The sequence below is a fragment of the Thalassobius sp. Cn5-15 genome (assembly GCF_022347685.1).
In the GTDB taxonomy this organism is placed as follows: Bacteria; Pseudomonadota; Alphaproteobacteria; order Rhodobacterales; family Rhodobacteraceae; genus Thalassobius.
Window position 1 is genome coordinate 16,858 of the sequence record NZ_JAKRGF010000010.1, and the last position, 19,622, is coordinate 36,479.

18 protein-coding genes are annotated in these 19,622 nt (G+C 57.9%); 5 read left to right on the forward strand and 13 right to left on the reverse strand.

The features are described from left to right. Positions 1–79: 79 nt before the first annotated feature. The 4 genes from MHM86_RS15960 to MHM86_RS17185 are packed head-to-tail and all read right to left on the reverse strand — an operon-like array spanning position 80 to position 4,101. The gene (locus MHM86_RS15960; protein ID WP_239201311.1) at positions 80–2,137 is read right to left on the reverse strand and encodes a 3-hydroxyacyl-CoA dehydrogenase NAD-binding domain-containing protein; all 2,058 of its coding nucleotides are present in this window, start codon (positions 2,135–2,137) and stop codon (positions 80–82) included. Positions 2,138–2,165: 28 nt separating this feature from the next. After that, positions 2,166–2,882, reverse strand: coding sequence for a helix-turn-helix domain-containing protein (locus MHM86_RS15965; protein WP_239201313.1), 717 nt, complete (start codon positions 2,880–2,882; stop codon positions 2,166–2,168). 20 nt (positions 2,883–2,902) lie between these two features. Then, positions 2,903–3,325 carry a hypothetical protein gene (locus tag MHM86_RS17180; RefSeq protein WP_370644200.1) on the reverse strand — a complete coding sequence of 141 codons (423 nt, stop codon included), beginning with the start codon at positions 3,323–3,325 and terminating at the stop codon, positions 2,903–2,905. A 41-nt stretch (positions 3,326–3,366) separates the two neighbouring features. Further along, positions 3,367–4,101: a hypothetical protein gene (locus MHM86_RS17185; protein WP_370644201.1), complete on the reverse strand. Its 735-nt coding sequence runs from the start codon at positions 4,099–4,101 to the stop codon at positions 3,367–3,369. A gap of 411 nt (positions 4,102–4,512) precedes the next feature. Here MHM86_RS17185 and MHM86_RS15975 point away from each other — a divergent pair, with 411 nt between their 5' ends. After that, positions 4,513–5,529: an AraC family transcriptional regulator gene (locus MHM86_RS15975; RefSeq protein WP_255723270.1), complete on the forward strand. Its 1,017-nt coding sequence runs from the start codon at positions 4,513–4,515 to the stop codon at positions 5,527–5,529. A 73-nt stretch (positions 5,530–5,602) separates the two neighbouring features. Here MHM86_RS15975 and MHM86_RS15980 read toward each other — a convergent pair whose 3' ends face one another. The 5 genes from MHM86_RS15980 to MHM86_RS16000 form a co-directional block, all read right to left on the reverse strand. Beyond that, positions 5,603–8,665, reverse strand: a complete 3,063-nt coding sequence (locus MHM86_RS15980; protein ID WP_239201317.1) for an efflux RND transporter permease subunit — start codon at positions 8,663–8,665, stop codon at positions 5,603–5,605. 18 nt (positions 8,666–8,683) lie between these two features. Next, on the reverse strand, positions 8,684–9,793 hold the full coding sequence (locus MHM86_RS15985; protein WP_239201320.1) for an efflux RND transporter periplasmic adaptor subunit: 1,110 nt from the start codon (positions 9,791–9,793) through the stop codon (positions 8,684–8,686). Next, positions 9,790–10,275 (reverse strand): MarR family winged helix-turn-helix transcriptional regulator, encoded by a 486-nt coding sequence (locus MHM86_RS15990; protein ID WP_239201321.1) that lies wholly within the window; start codon positions 10,273–10,275, stop codon positions 9,790–9,792. The genes MHM86_RS15985 and MHM86_RS15990 overlap by 4 nt, the downstream gene beginning before the upstream one ends. A 207-nt stretch (positions 10,276–10,482) precedes the next feature. Beyond that, the gene (locus tag MHM86_RS15995; RefSeq protein ID WP_239201322.1) at positions 10,483–10,851 is read right to left on the reverse strand and encodes a hypothetical protein; all 369 of its coding nucleotides are present in this window, start codon (positions 10,849–10,851) and stop codon (positions 10,483–10,485) included. Positions 10,852–10,966: 115 nt separating this feature from the next. Further along, a complete protein-coding gene (locus MHM86_RS16000; protein ID WP_370644202.1) occupies positions 10,967–11,971 on the reverse strand; it encodes an AraC family transcriptional regulator in 1,005 nt (334 codons plus the stop codon). Between the two features lie 90 nt (positions 11,972–12,061). Here MHM86_RS16000 and MHM86_RS16005 point away from each other — a divergent pair, with 90 nt between their 5' ends. The 4 genes from MHM86_RS16005 to galE all read left to right on the forward strand — a co-directional run bounded on the left by MHM86_RS16005 (position 12,062) and on the right by galE (position 15,049). Next, entirely contained in the window at positions 12,062–12,586 is a 525-nt protein-coding gene (locus MHM86_RS16005) for a DUF4142 domain-containing protein (RefSeq protein ID WP_239201324.1), read from the forward strand. Further along, entirely contained in the window at positions 12,586–12,933 is a 348-nt protein-coding gene (locus tag MHM86_RS16010; protein WP_239201325.1) for a cupredoxin family copper-binding protein, read from the forward strand. Before MHM86_RS16005 ends, MHM86_RS16010 begins: the two co-directional genes overlap by 1 nt. Positions 12,934–13,166: 233 nt before the next feature. Next, positions 13,167–14,036, forward strand: coding sequence for an aldose 1-epimerase family protein (locus tag MHM86_RS16015; RefSeq protein WP_239201326.1), 870 nt, complete (start codon positions 13,167–13,169; stop codon positions 14,034–14,036). A gap of 23 nt (positions 14,037–14,059) precedes the next feature. Then, positions 14,060–15,049 (forward strand): UDP-glucose 4-epimerase GalE, encoded by a 990-nt coding sequence (galE, locus tag MHM86_RS16020; protein WP_239201327.1) that lies wholly within the window; start codon positions 14,060–14,062, stop codon positions 15,047–15,049. A 127-nt stretch (positions 15,050–15,176) separates the two neighbouring features. Here galE and MHM86_RS16025 read toward each other — a convergent pair whose 3' ends face one another. The 4 genes from MHM86_RS16025 to MHM86_RS16040 form a co-directional block, all read right to left on the reverse strand. Next, positions 15,177–16,298, reverse strand: coding sequence for an ABC transporter ATP-binding protein (locus MHM86_RS16025; protein ID WP_239201328.1), 1,122 nt, complete (start codon positions 16,296–16,298; stop codon positions 15,177–15,179). Positions 16,299–16,304: 6 nt separating this feature from the next. Beyond that, positions 16,305–17,186: a carbohydrate ABC transporter permease gene (locus tag MHM86_RS16030; RefSeq protein WP_239201331.1), complete on the reverse strand. Its 882-nt coding sequence runs from the start codon at positions 17,184–17,186 to the stop codon at positions 16,305–16,307. After that, positions 17,186–18,079 (reverse strand): carbohydrate ABC transporter permease, encoded by an 894-nt coding sequence (locus MHM86_RS16035; RefSeq protein ID WP_239201333.1) that lies wholly within the window; start codon positions 18,077–18,079, stop codon positions 17,186–17,188. Before MHM86_RS16035 ends, MHM86_RS16030 begins: the two co-directional genes overlap by 1 nt. Positions 18,080–18,193: 114 nt before the next feature. After that, positions 18,194–19,438 carry an ABC transporter substrate-binding protein gene (locus tag MHM86_RS16040; protein WP_239201339.1) on the reverse strand — a complete coding sequence of 415 codons (1,245 nt, stop codon included), beginning with the start codon at positions 19,436–19,438 and terminating at the stop codon, positions 18,194–18,196. Positions 19,439–19,622 lie beyond the last annotated feature (184 nt).

Here is a 19,622-nt window from a genome sequence, read left to right on the forward strand (position 1 = left end):
AGATAGGTTATAGCCAAGAAGGCTTTAACTTAGACGCGGAAAGCGTCTTCCTCGGGGGTGAAATGCAAATCCATCGCGCTTAGCCCTTATTCAAATCGGCGAATCTACGCCCCGACGACACCAATTCATGCAGCAGTCCCGGCACTTGCCAGTAATGCGCATCCTCTTGCGCATATGTTTCAATCCGCGCCACAAGGGTGGCGAGGCCGGTGATATCAGCATATTGCAGCGGCCCGCCCCAATGGCGCGGGAACCCGTAGCCAAAGAGGAAAACCGCATCGACGTCGATGGGCCTTAGCGCGATCTTCTCCTCCACCACACGGGCGGCTTCGACCACCATTGCAGCCATGTAGCGCTCAACGATCTCTTCGTCGCTGAAACGGCGGGCCGTGATACCTTTGGAGGCACGTTCGGCCTCCGCAAATGTGGCCACCTCAGAATTCACGCGGCGCGTCCCTGCGTCGTAGATGTAAAACCCTTTGCCCGTCTTGCGCCCAAACCACCCCTGTTCGCAGATCCGGTCGGCAATATCGACATAGCGCTCTGCCGCGGGCCGTGTCGCCGCCTGCCGTTTGCGGGTGGCCCAGCTGATGTCCAGCCCCGCCAAATCCGACACGGCGAAGGGTCCCATCGCAAACCCGAACGCCTCAAGCGCGGTATCGATCTGCTCAAACGGTGCCCCATCAAGCTGCATATATTCGGTCGAGCGGCGATAATGCGACAGGATGCGGTTGCCAATGAAGCCATCGCAAACCTCCGCCCTCACTGCGACCTTGCGCAGCCGTTTCGCCAATTTGAAGCTTGTTGCCACCACCTCCGGCGCGGTGTCTTTTCCCACCACCACTTCAAGCAGTCGCATGACATGCGCGGGAGAAAAGAAATGTAGCCCAATCACATCCGCAGGCCGCGTGGTGCAGGCGGCAATATCGTTCACATCCAGATAAGAGGTATTGGTCGCCAAAATGGCGCCCGCTTTGCAGATCTGATCCAACTGGGTGAAGATCTGGTGTTTTACATCAATGCTTTCAAACACTGCCTCAATCACCAGATCAACTTCCGCCAGCGCCCCTATGTCGGTGGTGCAGATCAGCGCTCCCAGCGTGGCCTCGAACGCGTCTACGGACAATTTGCCCCGTTTCACCGCGCCCTTCAGGTTTTCGGTGATGGTGTCGCGGGCAAAAGCCACCCGTTCCGCCGCCGTTTCCACGAGCGTCACCGGCAGGCCTGCCAGCAACAACGCTGTCGCGATACCGGATCCCATTGTGCCGCCACCGACAATCCCGGCGCTGGTCAGATCGCGGGTCTCTGCTCCTGCTTCTGGGATGTGGGCGACGGCGCGTTCGGCAAAGAACGCATGTTTCATGCCCTTGTGAGCGTCACTTTCCAGTGCCGCAAGGAACAGTGCGCGTTCGGCGGCCATACCTTCGGCGATCGGCAGGAAACTCGCCTCCGCCGCTTGCAGGGCGCGTTCGGTGACCTCCCCCTTGGATTTGGCCCGGAAAGTGTCCAGATCATCCGCGCCCAAACGATTAGGCTGATCTGCGGTAACGCGCGGCACCAATGTGCCCTCCAACACCTGCGCGGCCGCCATACGCGCGGCTTCTTCCGGTTTCATATCCACCAGCGCATCAAGCAGTCCCGCCTCCAGCGCTGCCTCTGCGCTGATCGGCTTGCCCGAGGTGATCATGGTGAGCGCGGTCCCCCCTTCCACCAGTCGCGGCAGGCGCTGCGTGCCGCCCGCACCAGGTAAAAGACCAAGGTTCACCTCTGGCAGTCCCACCTTCAGACCAGTGATGCCCACCCGCACATGACAGCCAAGCGCCAGCTCCAGGCCGCCGCCCAGCGTGGTGCCGTGCAGGACGCAGACCACAGGTTTCACACTCTCCTCCAGCAGATCGCAGACCTCTGGCAACATCGGCGGTTTCGGCGGTTGGCCAAATTCGCGGATGTCCGCGCCGGCGACAAAGGTCCGACCAGCAGCATAAAGCGCGATGACCTGCACCGCGTCGTTTCCTGCCAGTTCCGCCAGCGCAGCAACCAGCCCATCACGCACGTCGTGCCCTGCGGCATTGACCGGAGGGTTGTCGATACAGACCAGCGCGATGGGGCTTTCGATGATGGTGGTGATTGCTGTCATAACTCTCTCCCTAAAACTCTTGTGACTATTAGATCTGGCCTAAACCACGGCGTAGCTGCGCAACCGTATCGCGCAGGCGCGGGGCGACCTTTTGGTTCAGCCGTCCAGGGTCAAGATCGCTGGCATTGGCACCACATAAAAACGACAGATGCGCGGTGCCGGGGCTGGATTGAAACGCCACCGCGCAGGCGTTCACCGCGCTGTTCCAGCCGCCAAGAGACGTGAGATAGCCCTGCCGTTCCAGCATCGCGATATCATCCTCCCCACCCGCACCATCTGCCGCCAGCATTGCCCGCCCCGCCGCGCTGGTTGCCAGAGGCAGGCGGTATCCTTCGTTCAACCACAGGGACGAAACATCGCGCGGCCGCCAGCAGCGGGTTAGCATCACCGCCTCACCATCGCGCATGCACAGCGCCACCAGTGCGCCAACTTCATCGGCCAGACCCTGCATGATACTTTCCGCCATAGGCAGGAACGACAGGTTCGCCCGCGCCGTATAGCCCAATGCCATCACCGCAGGTCCCAAACGGTAGCTGTCTGACGGCAGTTGCTGCAAAAATCCCATCGTGGTCAGAGTGAAGGTCATCCTCGCAACGGTCGACGGCGGCATCCCAGTGCGCCGCGACAATTCACGATTTCCCAAGCTGTCGTCGCTAGGCTTAAACGCCTGCATGATCCGCAGACCCTTCGCCAGTGTGGCGGCAAAACGCCGGTCGCGCGTGTCCTCTGCGCGCGGCGCTGACACGCCAGGCATCTCTTGCCCGATCACGACGTGTCCCTCACACGCTCGATCACCATCGCAACCCCCTGCCCCACGCCAATGCACATCGACAGGCAGGCGTAGCGGCCTCCGATTTCCTCCAGATGACGCATCGCGGTCAGGATGATCCGCGCGCCCGAAGCACCAAGGGGGTGGCCCACTGCAATCGCGCCGCCGTTGGGATTAAGGCGACTGTCATCAGGATCAAGACCCAGCTCAGCACAGCAGGCCAGAACCTGCGCGGCGAAGGCCTCATTAATCTCAATCACATCCATGTCGGCCAGCGTCAGCCCCGCACGCTCCAGCGCCTTCGGCACCGCAAAGGCGGGACCGATCCCCATGATCCGGGGCGCAACACCAGCAATGGCGCCAGAGACAATCCGCGCACGAGGTTGGACGCGATCTGTCCGCGCGCCGATCAACAGCATCGCGGCCCCATCATTCACGCCGGATGCGTTGGCCGCCGTTGTCACCCCCCCTCAAACAGTGGTCGCAGACTCGCCATTTTCGCGGCTACCACATCGGGACGGGGATGTTCATCCACCGCCACCTGATGCACTGCGCCCTTATGGCCCTGTACATCGATCGGCGTTATCTCCGCTTCAAAGAAACCACGCGCACGCGCCGCCTCAAACCGTTGTTGTGAACGGTGTGCGAACATATCCGCCGCCTCACGGGCAATGGCATAATCCGCTGCCAGATTGTCCGAGGTTTCGGGCATCGAATAGTCGCCATAAAGGCGCGCAATGTCTGGATTCGGGAAACGGGTGCCAATGGTGCTGTCATACATCTGCGGCTGACGGCCCCAGGCGCTGGCGGATTTCGCCACCACAAAGGGTGCGCGTGTCATGCTTTCCACCCCGCCAGCGACATAAAGCGGCGCTTCGCCCAATGTGACCGATCGCGCCGCATCAAGTGCTGCCGACATCCCCGATCCACACAGGCGATTGACCGTCTGCCCCCCTGCGGTGATCGGCAGACCCGCCAGCAGAGAAGCAAAGCGCGCGATATTGCGACTGTCCTCCCCCGACTGGCATACGTTACCGAGGATCACATCCTCCACCTCAGCTGCATTGAAATCGGACCGGGCCAGCAGATCCCCCAGCACTTTTGCCGCCATATCATCAGGGCGTACTGTCGCCAGCGCCCCCGCATGGCGCCCGAATGGACTGCGCAAACCATCGTAGATATAGGCGTTTAGCATCCTCACTCCTCCCAAAGGGGTACCACTGGGAACTGTGGCCCCACTGCCGTTGCATAATGGGTAAGAAGAAACCACTAATGCGTCAACATGCGGGTTTTAAGTCCGCATTGCGGAACACTTTCGCTTGTTATCCGCCACAAAGCACAGCCGCTGGCCCCGCATAGGTGAGGTTTTCATAGCGTTTCTGCTCCCGCACCGGTTTCAGGTATGTTTACCATGTGAAATCTTTATTTTAGCGGCTCCACATCGCCTGATCCTTGCCGGGCTCACCGCACAACGGAAAGACCTGCGACTGGCCGTGGACCGTATGGCCGACCACAGCTGTTTGCCCAATCCGTGCATTCCGCAAAGTCACACGACCTGCCCGCCCCCAATAATTGCCATTTTCCGCCAATCACGATATAAAAACCCATGCTTGTCACCATCGCAAACCGCTTGCCGGGCAGCATCAGGATCCTGTGCGAAGTGGCCCCAGATTTTGGCGTCCCCCCTGAACAGTGTCTTCAGGGAACCGGATTGCAGATGCGTAACCTCTATGACCCGAACCTCAAAATCTCTACCGCACAAGAGCTGACAGCAATCAGCAATCTGTTGGCCCATGCGCCCACAATGTCGGGCATGGGCATCGCGGTGGGCCGCCGCATCCGGCCAGAGGTGCTGGGGATTTGGGGCTACGCTATCCTGACCAGTCCGACCGTGCGCGCCAGTCTTCTGACTGCCATTGATTTCTACCAGCTCTCTTTTCCCACCGCCCGTGTGGAGCTGATCGAGGTAGAGGGCATATCACTGGCCAACTTTGATGTGTCAAAACTGCCAGCCAGCCTGCGTCAGTTTGTGTTGGAACGTCACCTGAGCGTGCTACTGAATTTTGCCACCGCACTGCTGCCCAGTTTTATTGATAATGACATCACCCTGCGCACCACCGAATATGATGCCGCATTTGCCCGCTGCCTCTACGAACAACTGGGGGTAAATGTAGTGGCGGATACGCGGATGAACGCGGTTGTGATGCCAACGTCAGCGTTGGACCATCCACTGCCGCAACACACTTCAGAAACGCTGGCCGCCTGCCTGCAACACACCCCCAACCTTCAAGACGACGGCGGCCAGTCCAGCTGGTCCAACCGTGTGTTGCACAGCATCCTGCCAGAACTGCGCGACGCCCCGACACTCACACAAGTGGCGCGGGGTCTGGGCACCAGCGAACGCACCCTTACCCGCCGCCTGGCTGACGAAGGTACCAATTTCCGCGCCATCCTGCTGAAAACACGGCTGGCAGTGGCCCATGCATTGCTAACCAACACATCGCTTAGCGTTTCCACCGTAGCGTGGCGTGCAGGGTATCGCGAATCCTCCAGCTTCGTGCGTGCCTTTAGCAAGACCTACGGCATCACCCCCGGCAACCTGTCCAAACACAGGGCGACCTAAACGGCACACACCAGACATGGAAACGGCGCCCACATTATTAGGGCGCCGGTTCTGTTTCATCTGACAGGCCTGATCAGGCGACAGATGGCGCCGAGACACCTTCTTGAGCAAGTCGGCGCTGTTCGTCCTTCTTGAAGAATATGGCGTAGAACACCGGTGCTGCCACCAGCGTCAAAACAGACGCAAAGGCCAGACCGCCCATGATGGTGATCGCCATCGACACAAAGAACGGATCGGTCAACAGCGGGATCATTCCCAAAATTGTCGTCGCCGCTGCCAATGCAACGGGCCGCAGACGTGACACGGACGCATCCACAATCGCCGTTTCCAGCGCCACGCCTTCGGCACGGACCAGATCAATCTCCTCGACCAGAACGATCCCGTTTTTGATCAGCATCCCCGACAGGGACAACAGGCCCAGCAGCGCGGTGAACGAAAACGGCACGCCCGTAAGCAGCAACCAGAAAGCCACACCGTTGACCGACATTGGCACCAACAGCCAAATAATCAGCGGCTGACGCAGGGCATTGAACAACAGGATCGAGATCAGCACCATAATCAGCAACGCAATTGGCAGCTGGCGACCAAGGCTTTCGTTGGCGTTGGCCGAATTTTCATGCTCACCGCCCCACTCCAGTTTGTAGCCCGACGGCAATGGCAACGCCTCCACCTGATCCTTCAATTCGGCAAAGACCTGCGCCGCGGTGAAGCCCACAGGCACATCCACACCCACCGTGATTGTCGGCACCCGATTGCGGCGCTGGATCAGCGTATCCTGTGCCTCATAGGTGATGCCATCAACCAGCTGTTCCACCGGCATGATCACACCGGATGGGGTTGCCACCACCTGATCCATCACGCTCATCCCAGCCTCAGGGTTGGCGCGTACGATGATCGGTATCTGGCGGTCACTTTCGCGGTAGATCCCTGCGGTGGCCCCGTCCGTGGCAAAGGTAAAGATATTGGCCACATCATCACGGGTGATGCCTGCGGTTTGGGCCCGTTCCGTCACATAGTTCGGCGTCAGAACCAGCTCCTGCTCGCGCCAGTCTGTGCGCGGCAGCAGGGCGTTCGGAGTGGCGTCGGTCATCACAGTGATCACCTGATCCGCCAGATCGCGCAGCACCTCATGATCCTTACCCGACAGGCGCACCTCAATCTGGGCACCACCGCCGGGGCCGAAGACCAGACGGGTTGAACGGAATTCCCCTTCGGTCATCACCTCGTTCGCATAGGCATCCAGATCGGCGCGCAACGCCGCAATCTGCGGCTCTGACTTCGTGCGGATGATCAGATGACCATAGCCGGGATTGCTTGGCTCGCTCGCATAAGGCAACAAGAAGCGCGTGGCGCCCTGCCCTACGAAGGTGGCGACATCTTCAACCTCTTCGCGTTTCAGCAACCAATCTTCGAGCAGCTTCATCTGTTCCGACGTCGTCGAAATCGCCGTGCCCTGCGGCAAGGTATAATGCACAAAGAACAAAGGCGTGTTGGAATTGGGGAAGAACTGCTGTTTCACATGGCCAAAGCCGTAGTAGCAGCCTGCCGTAACCACCAGGAGGCCCACAACCACCAGCCAGCGCAGTTTCAACGCCAGACGCAGCGACCAGGCAAACATCTGAAACAGCGGGCCCGAATATGCGTCACCGCCATCTGCATGCCCCACCTTGAAGAAGTAGTGCCCCAACAGCGGCGTCGCCGTCACCGCCAGCACCCAAGACAAGAGCAGCGAAATACCAATCACCGCAAAGAGTGAGAACATAAATTCACCCGTTGAATCCGGGCTCAGGCCAATGCCGGCAAAGGCCATGATGCCAATCACCGTCGCGCCCAATAGCGGGATCTGCGTTTTCGCGGTAGCCTCTGTCGCCGCATCACGGCTGGATTTGCCCCGCAGCATCGCAGTTTGCATGCCCTCGGCCACAACGATGGCATTGTCCACCAGCATCCCCATCGCGATGATCAGCGCACCCAATGAAATCCGTTCCATCTCGATACTGAAAATCGCCATGAACAACAGGGTGCCCACCACGGTCAGCAACAGCGTCGCCCCCACCACAATCGCAGCGCGCGGTCCCATGAACAGGCCCAGAACCACCACAACGATGGCCACCGACATGGCAAGGTTCCACAAAAACGCTGTCGAGGCTTCATCCACAACGATATGCTGCTGATAGATCGGGTGCAGCGTTACACCGACAGGAATTTCCGCCTCCAACTCGGCAAGACGGGCGTCTACACGGTTGCCCACCTCGACGATATTTTCGGTTCCCAGACCCGCCACACCGATGGTGAAGGCATCGAGCCCATCATGGCGGATGATCACACCGGGATCGACGCTACGGCCACGGCTGACCTTGGCCAGATCGACAAGGTTCAGAACCTCACCGCCAACGCCGACGCTGAGCGCGGCAATCTCATCAACGGTATCCGACCCTTCGGGCGTCTGAATGCGGACCTTGTTGCCGTCCTGACGCAGCGAACCTGCCGGCGCGACAGAATTCGAGGTGGCCAGTGCGTTCAAGATCGCAGCGGGAGAGATGTTTTGATTAACCATCAGCGCCACGTCGGGTTCGACATAAATCGCCTCTTCGGGCAGGCCCATCAATTCAACATTTGCGACCCCGTCCACCGCCAGCATTTCGCGGCGCAGGAATCGGGCCAAATCATGTTTTTCAGAATCGTTGAAACCTTCGGTCGTCACCGCGAAGAAAACCCCGAAAACGTCGCCGAATGTGTCGTTCACAACGGGTACACTGGCACCTTGCGGCAGACGACGCTGGGCATCATTCACCTTATTGCGCAGCTCTGCCCAGACCTCGGGCAATTCGGTGCCATCATAGATGTCGCGAATCTCGACATCTATGCGCGACACGCCTGGGCGGCTGGAGGAAGTGATCCGATCCACCTGCCCCATGCCCTGAATGGCAGCCTCGAGAGGCTCTGTCACCTCGATCATCACCTGATCGGCACTGGCGCCGGGGTAATGGGTCACAACAACAGCGGTTTTAATGGTGAAAGCGGGATCTTCGAGACGCCCAAGAGAAAAGAAGCCCCAGATCCCGCCAAACAGGCAGACCAACATCACGATCCATGTCGTGACCGGAGCGTTAATGGAAAAACGTGCAATGTTCATGGCTGTGCCTTCCGCCCCTTAGTCCGGGAAACCGATGAAACGACGGACCCGTTGGCCGTCATTCAGTGACGGCAGGCCGGAACGCACGATCACCTCACCCGTCTCCAGACCAGAAACCAGCGCGATCTTTCCATCTCGCGTGGTGGTCACCTCTACCGCACGGGCACTGACACGGCCTATACCAGCAGCAGCCTCGTCCTCATTGTCGGACAGAGTAAAGACCATGACCTGCGTGCTGCCGTCGTTGGCGATATCGATCGCGGTCGCAGGCAAGATCACCGCACCGCCGTCCTGCGCTACCGTGGCCAGAACCGTGACAGAAGACCCGGGCAGAACGGTCAACCCGTCGGGGCGTTCCAGACCAAGGGTCAGCTGAAAGGTTTGCCCGATTGTCGAAGCTTCGGCCACATATTCGCGGATCGCCAGCGGATAAAGGGTATCGCCAGTGGGGAAACGGGCCATCAGTGTGACAGCCGTGTCACTGCCAGCACGTTGGAACAGCACCTCGGGCACATCAATTTCAATCCGCAGATCTGACATGTCATGCAGGCGCACAATCGGCGTCCCTGCGCCAACGGTGGTGAAATTCGCCACGTTTCGGGTGGCCACCAGCGCGTCGAAAGGCGCGGACAGAGTCGCATGTTCCAGCGCATATTCCGCATTGCGACGCGCAATCCGCGCCAAACCCACCTGGGTTTCGGTGTCCTGCACCACCACCTCGGACACCGCAGAACCGGTCAGTTTCGACAGACGGTCCAGCGTCCGCTTGGCTTGATCGTATTGCAGGCTGGTCTGATCCAGCTGCAGGGTGAAAGGTTCCTGATCCAGTTTGGCAATCAAGCCGCCCTTGGGCACGATCTGACCTTCGATCACCGGAAATTCGACGATTTGACCACCAACCTGAAACGCCAGATCCACCGTCTGACGCGCCACCACCTGACCAAAGAACTGCCGGGTGATGTCACCAGAGGTATTTTCCACCGTCAGCAATTTAACCGGGCGAATGATTTCTGCCGGACTGTCCTCTTGGGCCATCGCAGCCCCAGCAAGGGCAACAAAACCGCTCAACGCAGCGGTTAAAACAAATGCTGCGCCCAGTCGGGGGGCAACAGTGGGGAGGATATTCATTTGCGACTCCTGTTCGAGAGCGTTTCGTGCAAGTTGCGGCGTGCTTTGTCCGTTAATTCAGCAAAAACGGCTGTTTCTTTGGGATTGAACCCGGTGACTGTGTGAAAAACTTCGCTGGCTTTTTGCGCCATTTCGGCGCGACGAGCGTGTCCGGCCTCGGTCAATGACAACAGGCAGGCGCGGCGGTCGTTTGGATCAGGATTGCGCACGGCCAGATCTTCGGCGACCAGCAGATCGACCAAGGCCGTCAGGGTCGAGGGCAACACATTCGACGCCCGCGCCAGATCGCCCAGACGCATCGGCGCCTCCAGCCGGATAATCAGACGTCGTGCCGCATCCGACAAACCGTCATCATAGGTTATTTCCTCAATCGCAGAAAGAATACGATTGTAGATCGCATCAACCCCCAACAGCGCCCTAATTTCAGGGCTGAGGGTGGCATCTTCTTTGGGATCGTAGGTAGGAATCTGTTCACATTTCATCGGCGCACGCTCTTAGACAAGCCCTGACAATACTTCATTCAATGAAACATTCAACTGACAAACTATTTCCAAGCGTCAGATTTCAAAGACGCCCGCTGAACTTTCCACAAACATGCCTTCATTTTGTGTGCCAACTGTAATTGCCGCCTTTTAAACAGCAAAAGAGCCGCACTTAGGCGGCCCTTCTCGATTCCATTAATCCGTCTCTCATACGGTGCTTGTCTGATCCTCTGGCTGATGCAGACCGACAACGGCCAAAACGGTCAAGCCCAGCACAGTATAATACCAATAGTCCAATCCGGCGAAGCCCAGCACCAGCGGTGCACTCACAAAGGTGATACCGACCAGCCCGTCGACGGTCAGGTGCAGTGTATAAGGCAGCACGCGGATCAGCCCCAGATGGTGGTCGGTCAAAACCGTCAGTCCAAAGGCAGCGATGCCCGTGATCACTGACAGCCAAAAGGCCAAGGGGTTGGTTGCGCCCAAACCAAACAGGAACGGCATCGCGATCAGCCCAAGGGCGACAGGATAGTCCAGATAGGCATGGATGGATTTGGTGATGAAACGTGGAAACATGGGTCTTATCCTCTTTGCTCGCGCCGAACTGCGCGGGTTATAGGATAAGGTTAGACGGCGAGAGTGCGTTCAATACATGCCTGAGGGTACGGCATGTCACGCAGATCGTTCAAAATCATGAACGCACCAGCATTTCCGACTTACGAAATTCAGCTGGCGTCAGCCCCACCTCTTTCTTGAACGCACGACTAAAGGCGGAATCGGACGCATAGCCCGCACTCTCGGCCGCGTCAGTCAGCGAGGTGCCGGATTGCAACAACTGTTTTTTGGCAATCTCCATTCGCCAGCGGGTCAGATATTCCAGCGGCGTCATCTCCATCAGCGCCTGAAACCGCACTGCAAAACTGGTGCGTGACATGCCCGCCACCTGCGCCAGAGACTCGACCGTCCACCCCTCACGCGGGGCTTTGTGAAAGGCATCTAAAGCGCGGCTGATGTGGTTGTCCGAAAACGCGCCAAGGCCCCAATCGGGCGCAGCGCCCCCTTCGATAAAGGACCGAATTGCCTGCGCCAGAATGGTTTCCGACATCTTCAATGCGATCAGATCGCCGCCCATCTTGGCCCCACCTGCCTCATCGCCGATCATCCGCAGCGTCGCCTCCAGCCAGCGGCCCGCAGCCTCGCCATAATTCCGTAAATGGATGTAGGGCGGCAGCCGTTCCATCAGGATATGCCGCGCCTTGGGGTCAAATGAAAAGTGACCACAGATCAGCTGTGTCTCACTCTGAGGTTCCTCCCCGCCGTAGACCAACACACCCGCACCATCATAATCCGACGCCTCCAAAACCCGATCAAGCGGCATCACCGTTTCGTCGGGCGCATGGCCACAATAAAGATCATGGGACGCCCCATGCGGGATAATCACCAAATCGCCTTGGGACAACAAAACCGGCTCCGCCACACCATCGACGCGCAGCATACATTGACCGCGATGAGCGAAATGGAACCGCGCCACATTTTCATAGGCTGGCACACCAACGCCCCACGGCTTGGTGAAAGAGGTGCGGAAATAGATCGTTCCGCGCATCGACAGATTGGTCAGGATATCACTCAGCAGGTCCAGCATAAGATCACCATACTCCCGCCCCGCCGCATGTACAGCGCGCTGAACGATCTGCACAGAATTGTGCACGAACGGGCATTCAGAATCTCAGATCCCTGCCGATACTGGACCCAAGACACCATTAAGACACAAAAAGGGAGAAGAAAGATGAAAACGCTACTCACCACCGCCGCCATTGTTTTGGGCCTTATGGCCAGCCAATCCTCTGCACAAGATGTGGCCGCGATGAACGATCTGGAATACGCCCATATCGCCTATACAGCCGATAACATCGATATCCGCTACGCTCATCTGGCGCTGGCCCTGTCAACAAACCCAGAGGTGCACGAATTTGCCCGCACCATGATCCGCGACCACACCGCAGTCAACGAGGCCGCACTGGGCCTCTTGGCCAAACTGGGAGCAGAGGCGCAGGACAATGCCTTCAGCCAGACCCTGAACAAAAACGCTGAAGAGATCATCGACGGTTTCGTCAAACTGCGCGGAGCGGAGTTTGATAAGGCCTATGCCGCCAACGAACTGGCCTATCATCAGGCCGTGAACGAGCTGGTCGAGGGAACGATGATCCCCAACATCGATAACGACGAAGTCCGCGCGCTGTTCAAAGAAGGGTTGGAGATTTTCAAAGCCCATGAAAAGCACGCTGAAATGATGGTTAAGGCTTTGCAGTGATGGCCCGCGTCTTCACCCGCCGCCAGCTGCTGGGGGGGATGGTCGCAACTGCGGCCATCCCGCTTCAGGTCCAGAACACACGGGCAAGCGGTGCACAGCTGCATGACGTGGCCATCCGCGCCTTTGCCTTTGAACCGGCGGTGTTGCGGGTACGGCTGGGCGATGTGATCCGCTGGACCAATCACGACCTTGCCCCACACACAGCCACCGCAGATGAATTTGGCTGGGAGACCGGAGAGCTGAGCAGCGGTCAGTCAGCAGAGATCACCGTCACAGCGGACATGGAGGTCAGCTATTTCTGCGCCTTCCACCCGCATATGAAAGCAATGATAGAGGTGGTCAATTAACCCGCCGCGCCGCCAGTCGTTCAACCCGACCGACCGCCTATCTGATTGCGCTGCTCTCATACTCTACCACTGCTGAAGCAGCCGCAACAAAATGTATCAGGAACAGGCAAGCTGACACGCGGCAACAGAAAGGGCACGGCCGCCGCGCCCTTTTTGATTGAACGGCACTCTGTGGTGTGAAACTGATGTCACCGACATTCCACGGGACATCCCACAGGACAAGGCCACCACAGATGACCGACCTGATCCAAATCCACAACGAACACGTGACCGTCGGCGTCAGCCCCTTGGGCGCGGAAACACAGTTTCTGCGCGATCGCCAAGGTCGCGACTGGCTGTGGCAGGGCGATCCCGCATGGTGGTCTGGGCGGTCACCTGTGTTATTCCCCATTGTGGGCGCCGCGCCAGACGATCAGATCGCCATCGGCGATTTCACCGCCACCATGCCCAAACACGGCTTTGCCCGCCGCGCCGAATTTACGCTGGTAGAAACAGGCGAAACACACTGCACCTTTGAACTGACCGACAATGCGGACACCCGCGCGATCTACCCGTTTGAATTTGCCCTGCGCATCACCCACCAGATCGACGGCGCCACGCTCACTGTGACGGCAGAGGTGGAAAACCGCAGCGACCGCGCAATGCCCTTCGGCTTTGGCTTTCACCCAGCTTTTACATGGCCCCTGCCGGGGGCCACAGGTGCACATGAAGTGCAACTGAACAATCAAGGCGAACCACCACTTTTCCGGATCAACAGTGACGGGCTTCTGATGGATGCCCCACTACCCTCCCCTTTCCGTGACGGACGCCTGACGCTGGACCCTACGCAATACATCGATGACGCGATGCTGTTTCCCGCCGGTGCTGGCAATGGCCTGACCCTCAGCGCCACAGGTGCCAGCCTGCGATTTCAGTGGCAGGGGCTGCCCAATTTTGCGCTGTGGCAGAAACCAGGAGCGCCGTATATCTGCCTTGAACCTTGGCACGGAACTGCGGCAATAGCAGGCGGCGGTCCTGCGCTGATCGACCGCCCCGACACCGTCATACTGGGCGCCGGTCAGACCGCAAACTTTGCCTATGCCGTCACACTTTCGGACAAGTGATTTTTAGAAGTGGAGAGATTTGAATGACCAATATTCTGGTAACCGGCGGCGCGGGCTACATTGGGTCACACGCCTGCAAGGTTCTGGCCGCGAACGGTTTCACCCCCGTCACCTTCGACAACTGTTCAACCGGCTGGGAACAGGCGGTGAAATTCGGCCCGCTGGCCAAGGGCGATCTGTTGGACCGCACCCGTCTGGATGAAGTGTTCGCCGAATACCAGCCCCTTGCCGTCATGCACTTCGCCGCGCTGTCGCAAGTGGGCGAGTCGATGCAACTGCCCGGCCGCTATTGGCGCGAAAACGTCACTGGCGCGCTGAACCTGATTGAGGCAGCGGTGGCAGCTGAGTGCAAAGACTTCGTCTTCTCCTCCACCTGCGCGACTTATGGCGATCAGGACAACGTGGTCCTGAACGAAGACACGCCGCAAATGCCCATCAACGCCTATGGCGGATCGAAACTGGCGATTGAGCAGATGCTGCAGGACTTTGCCGCGAGTGACGGGCTAAACCATGTGATCTTCCGCTACTTCAACGTCGCCGGCGCCGATCCAGCGGCTGAGGTGGGCGAGTTCCACCAGCCCGAAACCCACCTGATCCCGCTGATGCTGGACGCAATTGAGGGCAAACGCGCTGCGCTGACCGTTTTTGGCACCGACTATGACACGCCCGACGGCACCTGCATCCGCGACTACGTCCATGTTATGGATCTGGTAGAGGCGCATGTTTTGGGCCTGAAATGGCTGCAAGACGGCAAGGGCAGCCGTGTCTTCAACCTCGGCACCGGTGATGGTTTTTCCGTACGCGAAGTGATCGATCATTCCCAATCCGTGACCAACAAAGCGGTCCCCTATACCGAAGGTGACCGGCGCGCGGGTGATTGCACCAAACTCGTATCGGGCTCCAGCCGTGCGGTCACTGAACTGGGCTGGACACCCACCCGTTCGAACCTTTCCGACATGATCCGCGACGCCTGGCGATGGCACCAGAACACAGATGCGCATTACGAACGCTGATTGCATCACGCGGCGCAGCCCCCCAAGATCCCCCATCACAAAGGGGCCACGTCACGATGACAGACACTAGAGCGCAAATACGCTAAGGGCATTGTCATCGTGTTAAAGCGGTTCTTCCGCGGTCGCGCTATGCTAGGGACTGTTGAATGCGCTCTTCCGTCTGAGGATCAAAGGCCACGGCCTTTTCCATATTTACGGCAAAGGTGAACATCTCTCCGGGCTGCACCGGCACATCAGACCGCATGCGTGAAATCACATCGCGCCCGCCAAGCTGCATTGACACAAAGGTATCTGACCCAGCCGGTTCAGTCACATCAATGCGATTGGTCAGCTCTGCAATATTGCTGGATTTGCGATCCGCACTGTCAGGATCGGTGATGGTCTCTGGTCGAATGCCCAGCAGGATCTCCCGCCCTTCATAGCTGACCAAATTGTCCTGACTGAAGGGCAATACCGCGGCACTGCCATCTGGCAGCTCAATCTGCGCCGCCGGACGCCCCTCCTGCATCACCACCTTTGCGGGGATCACATTCATGGCCGGCGATCCCATAAAGGTCGCGACAAAGATATTGGCCGGTTGATCGTAGATCTCCTGCGGGGTGCCCAATTGCTGCACATAGCCACCATTCATCACAGCAATCCGCGTCGACAGAGTCAGCGCTTCAATCTGGTCATGGGTCACATAAACAATGGTAGTGCCCAATTTTTGATGCAGCTTCTTGATCTCCGTGCGCATATCCACACGCAGTTTCGCATCAAGGTTTGAAAGCGGCTCATCAAACAGGAACACATCTGGATCCCGCACCAATGCGCGCCCCATGGCGACCCGTTGCCGCTGCCCCCCAGACAGTGCGCCGGGCTTGCGATCCAGCAACTGCTCAATCTGCAAAAGCTTGGCCACCTCCCGCATGGCCTTTTGCCTCTCAGGCTTTGGCACACCGTGCATTTCAAGGCCAAAGGTGATGTTCTGGCCAACGGTCATATTGGGGTAGAGCGCGTAAGACTGAAACACCATGGCGATATTGCGGTTGGACGGGTGCACCCCGTTCATGGCGCGATCCTTGATGCGGATCTCACCGCTGGTGATGTCCTCCAGCCCGGCGATCATGTTCAGAAGGGTGGATTTGCCACAGCCGGACGGTCCCACCAGTACAAGAAACTCACCCTCCTTCACGGAGATGTCCACATTGTGCAGCACTTCGACAGAACCATAAGATTTGGTTGCGTTGTCAATGTCGAGAAAGCCCATGAAGTCTTATCCTTTTACAGAGCCCGCCATCAGACCGCGCACGAAATACCGGCCGGCCACGATGTAGACGAAGAGAGTGGGCATTGCCGCGAGGATCGCCCCTGCGAAATGCACGTTGTATTCTTTGACGCCCGTTGAGGACTGCACGAGATTGTTAAGAGCCACCGTCATCGGCTGGCTGCTCGCATCGGCAAAAGAGGCCCCAAACAGGAAGTCATTCCAGATGTTAGTGAACTGCCAGATCACGCTGACCACCGCGATGGGGCCAGAGCTTGGCAACAGGATACGCCAGAAAATATGGAAGAACCCTGCCCCATCAATCTGCGCCGCCCGGATCAACTCGGTTGGAAACACCGCATAGTAGTTTCGGAAATAAAGCGTGGTGAAGCCGATCCCAAAGACGATGTGTACAAAGGACAACCCATAGGTCGATCCCGCCAGTCCCATCAGCCCCAGCATCCGCGCCATCGGGATCAGAACGATCTGAAACGGGATAAAGCAGGCAAACAGCATCAGGCCAAAGAGGATCGTATCCCCTTTGAAACGCCATTTCGTCAGCACATAGCCATTCAGCGCGCCCAACACCGTGGAAATGGCGACCGCAGGCACCACCATTTTGATGGAGTTCCAGAAATAGGGTTTCAGGCCCGTTGGCTCCACCCCGATCTGTGCGCTGGCCCAGGCTTGTTTCCAGGGCTCAATCGTAAAGGCATCGGGCAGACTCATCATGCCCCCACCGGTGATTTCATCCAGCGGCTTCACCGAGTTCACCAGCATCACGTAAAGCGGCAGCAGATAGAACAGGGCAAAGAGGATGAGCACCACATAGATCAGCGTGCGGGTCACGCGTCCGGTGCGAATAGCGGTATCTTGTGTGGCCACAGACATCAACGTTTCTCCCGCAGTTCAGAATAGAGGTAAGGCACCATAATCGCGGCAATCGCCATCAGCATGATCGTGGCCGAGGCCGATCCGATCCCCATCTGGTTGCGCGTGAACGTATAGGAGTACATGAAAGTCGCAGGCAGCTCCGTGGCCCGCCCCGGCCCCCCGCCTGTCAGAGCGATCACCAGATCAAAGGTTTTGATCGCCAGATGGCTCAGGATCACAAAAGCCGACAGAAACGCCGGGCGCAGCTGCGGAATGATGATCCGGCGATAGAGGTTCCAGTTGCTGGCCCCATCCATCTGTGCGGCTTTCAGGATTTCATTGTCGATGCCGCGCAGCCCGGCCAGAAACATCGCCATGACAAAGCCCGAGGTTTGCCAAACCGCCGCCAGCACCACAGTGTAAATCGCGTAGTCGCGGTTTTTAATCCAATCAAACTTGAAACTTTCCCAGCCCCAAGTGTGCATCACGTTTTCTAGGCCGATGCCCGGATCCAGAAACCACTTCCATGCCGTGCCAGTCACAATAAACGACAGCGCCATCGGATAGAGGTAGAGCGGGCGCAACATGCCTTCACCACGGATTTTCTGATCAAGGAAGATCGCAAGCCCCAAGCCAATCACTGTACAGAGCGTGATATACAACAGTGCGAAGATCCCCATATTGGTGAGCGAGATTTCCCAATGGCTCAGACGCCACAGCTTGGAATAGTTCTCCCAGCCGACCCAGCCATAGGACGGCAAAATGCGACTGTCGGTGAAGCTCAGATAGACGGAAAACAGGATGAAGCCGTAAACGAAAACCAAGATCACCGCCAGCGATGGTGACAACACCAGCTTCGGGATCCAGTTCTGTAGACGGGTCTTAAGATCCGCGTTGGCAGACTGCGCCATTACGCGTCCTCCTTGATGGCAGGGACGAGAGAGAGGGCCAAAAGGCCAAACTCAAAGGCGGGGTCTAAGGTGACGACCCCGCCTGGGAAGACAACCCAAAGGAAACCTTATGGGTTACTGAGCGATTTCAACCGCATCCACGAGTTCCTGCACAGCGGTCTCACTGTCATACTCGCCGTTGAAATGCGCTGTCACCACATCGTAAACTGCATTTTTCACAGATGCTGGCGCTGCATGGCCATGCGCCATGGAACCAAACAGGTTGCCACTGGAAGCAGCCGCCGCGAGGTCTTTCATGCCCTGTTTGCCACAGGCATCAAAGTCCGCATCAGATACATCCGTACGCGCAGGCACAGAACCCTTCACCACGTTGAACGCAGACTGGAAGCTTGGTGACAGGATCGCGCTCGCCAGCGCCGCCTGCTCGGAGGACACTTCGCCGCCCTGATCAAACATCATGAACTGGTCCGCGTTAAAGGTCACCTGCTCCGCCGTGCCAGGGAAACGGAAGCACAGGAAATCCTCGCCTGGCACTTTGCCCGCGTTCAGGAATTCGCCCTTCGCCCAGTCACCCATCATCTGGAAGCCTGCCTCGCCTTTGATCACCATCGCTGTTGCGAGGTTCCAGTCGCGGCCCGAGAAGTTGTCATCCACATTGTCACGAATGAATGCCATGCGATCAAACGCGGTCTTCATGGCATCACTGCCCAGCGTCTCGCTGTCCAGATCAATGAAGGCGGCCTTGTAGCCGTCCGGGCCAAGCGCGCCCATCGCGACCGCATCAAATATAGTGGCGTCCTGCCAGGCCTGACCACCATGTGCAATCGGGGTCACACCCGCCGCTTTCAGAGCTTCCACAGCGGAAACAAACTCATCCCAAGAGGTTGGCTGCGCAATGCCATTGGCATCAAGCACGGCTTTGTTCGCCCAGACCCAGTTGGTGGAATGCACATTGACTGGCGCGGAGACCCATTTGCCGTCTACTTTTGCAAAAGCTTTCAACGCATCAGGAACAACCTCGTCCCAGCCTTCTTTGGCAGCCACATTATTCAGGTTTGCCAAGGCACCCTGATCTGCCCAGTCCAGAATATCAAAGCCCAATGCCTGTACGGCGGTTGGCGGGTTGCCTGCTGTCACACGTGCCCGCAACACAGTCATCGCCTGCTCGCCGCCGCCACCGGCCACTGGCATGTCTTGCCAGCCAACGCTCTGGCTTTCCAGATCCTGCTTCAGCACGTTCAGCGCCGCCGCTTCCCCACCCGATGTCCACCAGTGCAGAACTTCAACATCAGACGCGCTTGCAGACCCCGCAAGCAGTCCAATGACGACAGATGCTGATGCCAATAGTTGTTGTTTCATTTCAATCCTCCCTTGAAATTTATGAAGGTATAACCTTTTAAATTTGCCCATCTGTCAACACCTGAATTTTTCAACGCTCGAACGATTCATCCTATTATCAACTGTTTTAATAGGATAAATTACCCTAGAAACTTTTGACGGGATTGAAACCACTTATTTAATCGTTATAAATTGTGCAAAGTCG